The organism is Ureibacillus manganicus DSM 26584 (assembly GCF_000772945.1).
GTDB lineage: Bacteria > Bacillota > Bacilli > Bacillales_A > Planococcaceae > Ureibacillus > Ureibacillus manganicus.
Genome location: NZ_JPVN01000059.1, coordinates 1 through 2,694 on the forward strand (window position 1 = coordinate 1; position 2,694 = coordinate 2,694).

A 2,694-nucleotide genomic window follows, 5' to 3' on the forward strand; every position below is an offset into this window, starting at 1 on the left:
CAGCTCCACCAGCCCCGGCAGACGCTGCAGGAGCAAGGCGAAATGCATTTCTGCGGATTTCGGAGCACCGTGACCGGCCGTTTCGGTTGATCGTGACCGCTCATTTCGCTAACGCGTGACCGCTCATTTCGGTAGCAACGTGACCGATTCTCCGCCTGTTCCGAAACAGGTGGTCACGGCTTACCGAAATCGCCGGTCACGACTTAGCGAAAGCCTTCCCCTTCGTTGCGCATGACCTGATGCGCCGCCATCCTCGACCGATTTCGGGAGAGGAAGATGGCGGCGCCGCGAGTAGCCATGCGAAACATCAAAGAATGTCTGCGCCTCAAGTTTGAGGCCGGCTTGTCCCACGAGAAGATTGCCCGTGCCTTGCAGCTGTCCAAGGGCGTGGTTAGCAAGTACATCGCGGCGGCGCGGGTGGCCGGGCTGGACTGGCCGGCGCTGGTGGCCATGGACGAGGCCGCGCTGGCGGCCGCCTTGTTTGCACCGACGTCGACGAACAAGCCGCGCGGTGAGCGAGTGCTGCCCGATGTGCTGAGCATCCACCGCGAGTTGCGACGCAAGGGCGTGACCTTGCAGCTGCTGTGGGAGGAATATCTCGCCGCGCATGCGGGCCAGCCGACCTACCGCTACACCCAGTTCGTCGAGCACTACCGGCGCTACGCCCAGACGCTCAAACGTTCGATGCGTCAGCTGCACCGTGCGGGCGAGAAGCTATTCATCGACTATGCCGGGCCGACGCTGCCGGTGGTCGACCCGGCCACCGGCGAAGTGCGCCGGGCGCACATCTTCGTCGCCGCCCTGGGCGCCTCGAATTACACCTATGCCTGCGCGACGCCAGGCGAAACCCAGGTGGACTGGCTGACCTCGCTGGGCCAGGCTCTGACCTACTTTGGCGGCGTGCCGGAAATGGTTGTGCCGGACAATCCGCGCGCCCTGGTCGCCCAGCCGGATCGCTACGAGCCGGGCCTGAACCGGGCCACGCTGGAGTGCGCGCGTCATTACCAGACGGTGATCCTGCCGGCACGGCCACGCAAGCCTCAGGACAAGGCCAAGGCCGAGGTGGCGGTGCAGGTGGTCGAGCGCTGGATCATGGCGCGGCTGCGCCATCGGCAGTTCTTCAGCCTGCATGCGCTTAACCAGGCCATCGCCGAGCTGCTGGAGGATCTGAATCGGCGCCCGTTCAAGCGGCTCGATGGCTGCCGGCGCGACTGGTTCGAGCGTCTGGATCGCCCGGCCTTGCGAGCGCTGCCGGTGCATCCCTACGAGGTCGCCACCTTCAAGCGCTGCAAGGTCAGCATCGACTACCACATCGAGGTCAATGGCAGCTTCTACAGCGTGCCCTCCGCCCTGGCCCGGCAGAACGTGGACGTGCGACTGACGGCACACACCCTGGAAGTGCTGCATGGCAACCGGCGGGTGGCCAGCCACCTGCTGCTGGGGCGACGCGGCGCTTACAGTACCCAGCGCGAACACATGCCCGCAGCGCACCAGGCGCATCGTGAGTGGACGCCGCAACGCCTGCTCGACTGGGGCGAGCGGATCGGCCCCTACACGCGCCAACTGATCGATCACCAACTGACCCACAAGCCGCACCCGGAGATGGGCTACCGCGCCTGCCTCGGCCTGCTCTCGCTGGCCCGGCGCTATGGCAATGCACGCCTGGAAGCCGCTGCCGAACGTGCCGTACACCTGCGCGCCTTCACCGGGCGCAGCGTGCGCAACCTGCTCCAGCAAGGCCTGGATCAACAGCCGCTGCCCCAGCGTGCCGCCGAAACGACCTTACCCGGCGACCACGAGAACGTCCGTGGCGCCGACTACTACCAACCCCCGCAACAGGAGCTGTTCGATGATGCCGCAACACACCCTGAATCAACTGCACCAGCTACGCCTGGACGGCATGGCCCGCGCCCTGGAAGAGCAATGGACGCTGCCGGCCAGCCACAGCCTGAGCTTCGATGAACGCCTCGGCCTACTGCTCGACCGCGAACTGGCCTGGCGTGACAACCAGCGCCTGGTACGGCTGCGCAAGAAGGCCAAGCTCAAGTACGCCAACGCCTGCCTGGAAGATCTCGACCGCCGCTCCGGACGCGCCCTGGACGAGCGTCTGATCGCCACCCTGGCCAGTGGCGACTGGATCCGCCAGCAGCACAACCTGCTGCTGACCGGCCCGACCGGTGCCGGCAAAACCTGGCTGGCCTGCGCCCTGGGCAACCAGGCCTGCCGCCAGGGCTATAGCACCCTGTACCTGCGCACCCCGCGCCTGCTGGAACAACTGCGCATCGCTCATGGCGACGGCAGCTTCGGCCGTACCCTGCAACAGCTGGCAAAGGTCGACGTCCTGGTGCTGGACGACTGGGCGCTAGCCCCGCTGGAGGAAGGAGCCCGGCATGACCTGCTGGAGGTGATCGACGACCGCGCTGGCAGCCGCTCCACCATCCTGACGAGCCAACTGCCCATCGAGCACTGGCACGGCTGGATCAACGACCCGACCCTGGCCGATGCCATCCTCGACCGCCTGGTGCACAACGCCTACCGACTGACGATGAAAGGCGAGTCGCTGCGCCGAAAAAAAGCCGAGGAACAAGCCGCATCGTGACCGATGCGATTACAATCCAGAACCCGCGCAACCGGGGTGGAAGCACCGGTCACGTATTAGCGAAACGCTCGGTCACGTTCACCGAAATCCGCAGT

General features: G+C 65.9%; 2 protein-coding genes. Both read left to right on the forward strand.

What is annotated here, in order from left to right:
* The first annotated feature begins 276 nt into the window (after positions 1-276).
* A complete protein-coding gene (gene istA / locus CD29_RS20100; RefSeq protein ID WP_024360721.1) occupies positions 277-1,962 on the forward strand; it encodes an IS21 family transposase in 1,686 nt (561 codons plus the stop codon).
* Positions 1,850-2,599: an IS21-like element IS1474 family helper ATPase IstB gene (gene istB / locus CD29_RS20105; RefSeq protein ID WP_003460139.1), complete on the forward strand. Its 750-nt coding sequence runs from the start codon at positions 1,850-1,852 to the stop codon at positions 2,597-2,599. The genes istA and istB overlap by 113 nt, the downstream gene beginning before the upstream one ends.
* Positions 2,600-2,694: the final 95 nt, after the last annotated feature.